5 protein-coding genes are annotated in these 7,497 nt (G+C 65.3%); all 5 read left to right on the top strand.

Features of this window, described 5'->3' with window-relative positions:
• Positions 1-374 precede the first annotated feature (374 nt).
• The 5 genes from H5T65_13270 (at position 375) to H5T65_13250 (ending at position 7,265) form a co-directional block, all read left to right on the top strand.
• A complete protein-coding gene (locus tag H5T65_13270) occupies positions 375-2,873 on the top strand; it encodes an NTP transferase domain-containing protein (GenBank protein MBC7260199.1) in 2,499 nt (832 codons plus the stop codon).
• A 2-nt stretch (positions 2,874-2,875) separates the two neighbouring features.
• The gene (locus H5T65_13265) at positions 2,876-3,664 is read left to right on the top strand and encodes a prolipoprotein diacylglyceryl transferase (protein ID MBC7260198.1); all 789 of its coding nucleotides are present in this window, start codon (positions 2,876-2,878) and stop codon (positions 3,662-3,664) included.
• Positions 3,561-4,538, top strand: coding sequence for a carbon-nitrogen hydrolase (locus H5T65_13260; GenBank protein MBC7260197.1), 978 nt, complete (start codon positions 3,561-3,563; stop codon positions 4,536-4,538). Before H5T65_13265 ends, H5T65_13260 begins: the two co-directional genes overlap by 104 nt.
• On the top strand, positions 4,528-5,358 hold the full coding sequence (locus H5T65_13255) for an NAD+ synthase (GenBank protein ID MBC7260196.1): 831 nt from the start codon (positions 4,528-4,530) through the stop codon (positions 5,356-5,358). Before H5T65_13260 ends, H5T65_13255 begins: the two co-directional genes overlap by 11 nt.
• A gap of 563 nt (positions 5,359-5,921) precedes the next feature.
• Positions 5,922-7,265 carry a hypothetical protein gene (locus H5T65_13250; GenBank protein MBC7260195.1) on the top strand — a complete coding sequence of 448 codons (1,344 nt, stop codon included), beginning with the start codon at positions 5,922-5,924 and terminating at the stop codon, positions 7,263-7,265.
• The last annotated feature ends 232 nt before the right edge of the window (positions 7,266-7,497 follow it).

Here is a 7,497-nt window from a genome sequence, read left to right as displayed (position 1 = left end):
ACCTTGGTCGCCAACACAAGTTCGTAGGGCGGCTTTCCATAGCCGCCCGAGGCGGGGGCAGGTATGGAAACCTGCCCTACGTTCGGTATCCACGAATAACACGAATCCACACGAATGGAGAAGGTAGGCACGTAGGGCGGCTTTCCATAGCCACCCGAGGCGGGGGCAGGTATGGAAACCTGCCCTACGTTCGTACCCATCCCCGAACCCGTAGGGCGGCTTTCCATGGCCGCCCGAGACGGGGGCAGGTATCCAAGGCGCGACGCACTTTTGGAAGTGCGTCGTACCTTGCATCGGCGCAGTTTACATTACAGCCCCCCTGTGTTATCATAGCGTCGCTTGCTTCATCGCCATCTCGCGAAGGAGGCAAAAGCATGAAAGCAGTCGTTATGGCTGGCGGAGAGGGGTCGCGGTTGCGGCCGCTCACCCTGGGGCGACCCAAGCCAATGGTGCCCCTGGTCAACAAACCTGTCATCGCGCACATCTTGTCGCTCCTGAAGCAACACGGTATCACCGAGGTCGTGGTAACCGTGCAGTACATGGCCGACATGATCCAGCGCTACTTCGGCGATGGCCACGGCATGGGCATGCGGCTCTACTACTCCGTGGAGGACACCCCCCTGGGGACGGCGGGCAGCGTGAAGAACGCCCAGGCCTTCCTGGACGAGCCGTTCATCGTCATCAGCGGCGACGCCCTTACGGACATTGACCTGGAGAAGGTGATCGCCTTCCACCAGCAGAAGCGCGCCAAAATCACCATCACCCTGTTCCACGTGCCCGACCCCCTGGAATACGGCGTGGTCATCACCGATGCCAACGGGCGCATCCAGCGCTTCTTGGAGAAGCCCGGCTGGAGCGAGGTCATCTCCGACACGGTCAACACCGGCATCTACGTCATAGAGCCGGAAGTCCTGGACTACTTTGAGGCCGACAAGGTCTTTGACTTCAGCCAAAATCTGTTCCCCCTGATGATGGAGAAAGGCGACCCCCTGTACGGATACGTGGCCGACGGCTACTGGTGCGATGTGGGCAACCTGCAGGAGTACCTGCGCGCCAGCGGCGACATCCTGGAAGGCAGGGTGCGGGTGGGGCCGCTGGGGACGGAGGTTCGGCCCGGCGTGTGGGTAGAGGAGGATGTGGACATTTCGCCCGCCGCGGAACTGGAAGGGCCTATCTTCTTGGGGAGCGGGGTACGCATTCGTGCGGGCGCGCACATCGTGGGGCCGGTGACGATCAAAGACAACACCATCGTGGACGCCCGCGCCCACGTGGAGCGCAGCGTCATCTGGGCCAACTCGTACATCGGCGAGGCCGCCGACGTGCGCGGTTGCATCGTTGGTAGTCAGTGCAATGTCAAGAGCCAGGCCGTGATCTTTGAGGGCGCGGTCATCGGCGACGCGACCACCATCGGCCAGCAGGCCGTGATCCACCCCAACGTGAAGATTTGGCCCGGCAAGGAGATTGAGGCGGGCGCCATTGTCCGCGCCAGCATCATCTGGGGCGCGCAGGGGCGCAAGGTGCTGTTTGGTCGATACGGCGTGTCGGGGCTGGTCAACGTGGATCTCACGCCCGAGTTTGCGGCCAAACTGGGCGCGGCCTACGGCGCTACCCTGCCGCGCGGCGCCACCGTAACCATCAACCGCGATGCCCACCGCAGCGCCCGCATGATCAAGCGGGCCATGATCTCGGGCCTGCCATCTTCGGGTGTGAACGTGCTGGACCTGCGCACCGTGCCCATCCCCGTCGCCCGATATTACACCCGCGTTACCGGCGCGGCGGGCGGAATTCACATCCGCGTCTCCCCCTTTGACTCGCGCATCGTGGACATCCGCATCATGGACGCCGAAGGCCGCAACCTGGGCAAGGAGGAAGAACGCAAGATAGAGCGCGTGTTCTTCCGCGAGGACTTTCGCCGCGTGCACAGCGACGAAATCGGCACCATCCAGTACGCCGCCAACGTCGTGGAATTGTACGCGGAAGGGTTCAAGAACTCCCTGAACCTGGAGGCCATCCGACAGCGGAAGTTTCACCTGGTGCTGGACTATGCCAATTCGCCCGCGGCCCTGGTGCTCCCCGAATTGCTCAACGACTTGAATTGCACGGTCGTGGGACTCAACGAACGCATGGCCGAGTCCAGGGCCTCCGTAACAGAAGAGGCGCTGGAGCAAAGCCTGAGCCAACTCGCCAGCATCTGCCAGGTGCTGAACGCGGATTTCGGCATTCGCCTGGACGCCGGCGGCGAGATGGTCTATGCCGTGGACGACAAGGGACGCATCGTGCACCCCATCACCCTGTCGGCCGCCCTGGCCGACCTGGCGCTGGCCGCCCACGGGCCGGGCGGCACCCTGGTCCTGCCCGTCTCGGCGCCCACCCTGTTTGACGAGATTGTCCGCAGACGGGGCGGCGCGATCATCCGCACCAAACAGGACCTGCATTCCCTCACCCAAGAGGCGGCTACCCAGAAGGCGACGCTGGCGCTGGACGGCCGCGGTAGTTTCGTTTTCCCCGACTTCCAGAGCATGGCCGACGGCATGATGACCGTCGCGCGACTCATGGAGTGGCTGGAGGTCGGACAAACTCGCCTCTCGCAGGTTATCGCAGGCCTGCCCGAATGGCATCTGGCCGGCAAGGACGTGCCCTGCTCCTGGGAGGTCAAGGGAACCGTCATGCGGCGGCTTCATGAGCAGCACAAGGGCCAGCGCACCGAGGCCATTGACGGTCTGAAAATCTGGCTGGCGGACCGCCGATGGGTTATCGTCCTGCCGGACCCCGACCGCCCCATGATTCACGTGCACGCGGAGGCCGAGTCCGACGCCGTGGCGGAAGAACTGGCCGAACGCTACGCCCGCATCGTAGAGAGCCTGAAAGGATAATCATGCGCCCCGTCCTGCTGCAAATCGGCAACATCACGCTCCTCTCGTACACCGTGTTCCTGGACCTGGCCGTTCTGGTGGGATTGTGGACGGCGTACCGGCTGGCGCGGCGCTATCGCCTGCCACAGGACAGCGTGCTGGACGCGGCGCTGTGGGGCGTAATCGCGGGCATGATCGGCGCGCGCATCCACTTTGTGCTGGCGAATTGGGACTACTACGCCGTGAGAACGGGCGAAATCCTGCGGTTCTGGAAGGGCGGCATGGCCTTTGGGGGCGGCCTCATCGCGGGCCTGGCTGCGTGTTGGGCGGTGGCCAGGGCGCGGCGCGTCAGCCTCTGGGATCTACTGGATCCGCTGGCCCCGGCGCTGGCCATCGGCTCGGCCCTGGCATGGGTGGGCAATCTGCTGGCGGGCAGCGCCTACGGCAGGCCCGGCCGCGGGCTGGGCTACCTGTTCCTGCCCGACATCTACGGGTACGTGGAGTATCGCTTCGCTACCCAGGCGGCCGCCGCCATCGTGTACGCGCTGATGTTCGCGTGCCTGTGGTACCTGCTGCACCGCCGACCCTGGCCCGGCGTCCCCTTCGCCGCCTACTTGGCGCTCACCGGCGCGACCCAATTCGCCCTGGAGTTCACGCGGGGCGACGACACGCTCATCCTCGGCGGGCTGCGGCTGGCCCAGTGGCTGGATGCCGCCGCAGTCGTCGTCGGCGTGGCGCTGCTCGTTGCCCTCCGCCGTCGCGCGCCCCTCGCGCACGAGGCGACATCGGCTCAGGAGGTCTCCGTTGGATAGCAAATTCACCGTCGGCCTGGCCCAGACTTTCCCCCGCCTGGGGGATGTGGAGGCGAACCTTCAGCGTCACCTGGAACTGGCGCAAGAGGCCCGGGGCCTGGGCGTAAATCTGCTGATCTTCCCCGAACTGTCGCTAACGGGCTACACCCTGCGCGAACTGGTGCCCCACGTCGCGATTCGTCCTTCGCCCGAGCACCCGATGTGGAAGCCGCTGCTGGAGGCCAGCGCAAGTCTGGCCATCGTCGTCGGCTTCGTGGAGGAGGACGCGCGCCATCGGTTTTTCGCGTCCTCCGCGTTCTTGGACGGCGGGCGCGTCGTCCACGTCCACCGCAAAGTCTACCTGCCGACGTATGGCCTCTTTGAGGAGGGACGCTACCTGTGCGCGGGCGACGGGTTCCGCGCCTTTGACACGCGGTTCGGGCGCTGCGGCATGGCGATCTGCGAGGACGCCTGGCACATCAGCACGCCGTACCTGCTGTGGATGGACGGGGCCGATTACCTCATCTTCTGCTCGTCGTCGCCGGCCTACGGCGTCGGGACCGACCAGGAAGGCGCTACGGCCAACGCGGCCATCGTGTCCCAGTTCACCAAAACCTACGCGACGCTGCTGACCTCCTATGCCTTCCACGTGAATCGGGTCGGCGTGGAGGAGGGCATCTCGTTCTGGGGCGGCAGCCTGGCCGTCTCGCCGCGCGGGCAAGTCATCGCCCACGCGCCCTACTTTGAGGAGGCGCTAATTCCGCTGGAGGTGGATCCTGGGCTGCTGCGCGCCGCCCGCCAGCGTCTCCCGCTCCTGCGCGACGAGAAGCCCCTCGCGGTGCTGCACGAACTGTCGCGTATCCTGTCCGAGGAGCGCCGCCATGATGAACGTTGAGGCCCTGTTGCAGCAGGACATCCCCCTCGTGCGGCGGCTGTTGGTCAGCGCCATCCGCACCGAACTGAGGCGTTTCGGCTTCAAGAAGGGCGTGCTGGGGCTATCGGGTGGGGTGGATTCCTCGCTGGCGGCCTTTCTCGCCGCCGAGGCGCTGGGCCCCGAGAACGTGCGGGCGGTGCTCATGCCCTACCGCACCAGCGCGCCCGACTCGTCCGCCGACGCCATGGAGGTCATTCGGCTCCTGGGCCTGAATCACGTTACCATAGACATCACGGACATGGTGGAACCCCTCTTCGCGCAGGTGCCGAACATGGGCCAGCGGCGGCGCGGCAACGTCATGGCGCGGGCGCGGATGATCGTCCTGTACGATCAGTCGGAGGAATGGGGCGGGCTGGTCATCGGCACCAGCAACAAGACCGAACTCCTGCTGGGATACGGCACGCTGTTCGGCGATATGGCGTCGGCTGTCAACCCGCTGGGGGACCTGTACAAGACGCAGGTGCGGCAGTTGGCGCGCGCTGTCGGCGTGCCCGAACGCATCATCGCCAAGCCGCCTTCCGCGGACCTGTGGCCCGGCCAGACCGACGAGGGCGAGATGGGCCTGACCTACGCCGAGGTGGATAAGGTGCTGTACCTGCTGGTGGATGAGCGCCGCACCCTCGCCGAGGTGGTGGGCATGGGGTTCTCGGAGGCGTTCGTGCGGCAGGTGTGGCGCATGGTGCAGCGCAATCAGTACAAGCGGTGCCCGCCGGTTATCGCCAAGGTGAGCAGCCGCACCCTGGATTGGGAGTTTCGCATGCCGCGCGACTGGGGCACGTAGGGCCAGCCGCCCGCGCGATGGCCCGATGAGCGTCGGCATGAAACGCATTGAGTGTAGGGCAGGTTTCCATACCTGCCCCCTGTCTCTCACGAGCACACGGACACGACCCGCATGTGCTGACAGACTCGGTTCCAGAGTCGGTTGGCCGCGCCACGGGCCAAGGTGCGACGCACTTCCGAAAGTGCGTCGCACCTTGCTCGCCAGCACAAAGCGCAGCCGAATCTGCCCCCGAAACCCCTTGACTTTCGCGCGAAAGTGTCGTATGCTGCCCAAGAAGGGCGCGCCCGCACATGGTACGCGAGAGAACTCGCGTTGCGCATGCGGCGGTTCTGGCGGATAGCAAGAACCTCAATGGTAATGTCCGTATACTCCTGTAAAAAGAAGGCGGCGTGAGGTTCAATGGTGGTGATCAACACACCGAGCCCTGACGGGCAGAAAGGACCTCACGCCATGAGAAGAATAGCACCAAGTGACCAGATCAAGCAAATGATTTGCCAACCTTTTGCAGCGGGGACTGGAGAGTCAAGACGCACCAGCGGGCGCGCTGCTCCGCTTGGGATGGCATGAGTGCGATGGTGGGGAAAGTCTTGGCCTACGGCGAAACGCGCGCGACCCGCATCCTGGGCGCGCTGTCGGCTCTCGCGCTGGCGGCATTCCTGGCGACGATTCCCATCCCCCGCGCCGACGGGATGCTCATCGGCTCCGACGGCATCGGGTACTACATGATCGTCCGCTCCATCGCGCTGGATCATGACCTGGACTTCACCAACGAGGTGGCGCGCCTGAACGCCGCCAAGTACATAGACATCTACCGCACCCCCACAGGGCGCATCTCCAATCAGTACGCCGTCGGAACGCCGATCCTCTGGCTCCCGTTCTTCGTGGCGGCGCATCTGCTCGCCCTTGCGCTGCGGGCGATGGGGGCGCCCGTGGCCGCGGACGGCTACGGCTACATCTACCAGGCGGCGGTCTGCGTCGGGAGCATCGTGTACGGCTCGTGCGCCATGGTGCTGATGCACCGAACGGCCCGACGCCTGTTCCCGGACACGGCTCTGGCCGCGTGCGTCGCGCTCTACCTGGCGAGCAACTTCGCCTACTATCTCATCGCCGAGCCTTCCATGGCGCACATGTGCTCGGTGTTCGCCGCGTCCGTGCTGCTGTACCTGTGGCTATCGCGGCGTCCGCCGATGACGCCCAAGTGGTGTTTTGCCATCGGCGTGGCCGGGGGGCTGGTGGGGCTGGTGCGGCAACCCGACGCGCCGCTGCTCCTGCTGCCCGCGTTGGATGCGCTGTTGGCGCGCGGGCCGGTTGTGGAGCGGGCCAGGCGTCTGGGCGCGATGGCGGCGGGGTTCCTGGCCGTCTTCTGGGTGCAGATGCTGGTGTGGTACATCCTGAACGGAAGCCCATTCCTAAGCGGCTACCTGCTGAAGGGCGACCAGGGGTTCGTGTGGGGGTCGCCGCGCGTGCTGGAAGTCCTGTTCTCCACGCGGCACGGCCTGTTCCTGTGGCACCCGGTCCTGCTGTTGGCAGTCGCGGGGCTGGTGATGCTGGCCCGCCAGAACCCCGCGGTGGGGGCCTTGCTGCTCGTGGGGGTCGCGGGCCAGACGTACATCATCGCGTCGTGGTCGGCGTGGTGGCAGGGCGACGCCTTCGGCGGGCGCATGTTCATGGCGTTGCTGCCGATCTTCGCCATCGGCCTGGCGGCATTCCTCCAGGGCGTTCGGTCGCGGCCCGGCGTGGCGGCGGCGTCGGTCGGGGTCATCGTCGCCCTCATCGTGTGGAACGCGCTGTTCATGGCGCAATATCGGCTGGGCTTCATCTCCCGCGGCGGGCCGTACACCCTGCGCGAACTCACGTGGGGGAAGGCGGAGATGGTGGCGGCGATGGTGCGGGCGTTGCTGCGGTAACGATCGGCCCCGCCGCGCCGCCCTCGGCCCGGACCGGCACGGAGATGGTGCGCACAAAAGCCCTTGACTTGCCACGGAAGTGTGCTATAATATGCACACAAGGCTATCCTACGCGTGGTATACATGAGATTCTGGGTCTGCACATGCGGCGATTCTGCCGCATAGCAAGGTTCTCTGGGTATATTATACGGAGATTTTTCCGTATAACAAATTGCAGCATAATATATAGTTC

This window comes from Chloroflexota bacterium, from assembly GCA_014360805.1.
Taxonomy (GTDB): Bacteria; Chloroflexota; Anaerolineae; order DTLA01; family DTLA01; genus DTLA01.
This window is presented reverse-complemented; position numbering and strand designations above follow the sequence as displayed.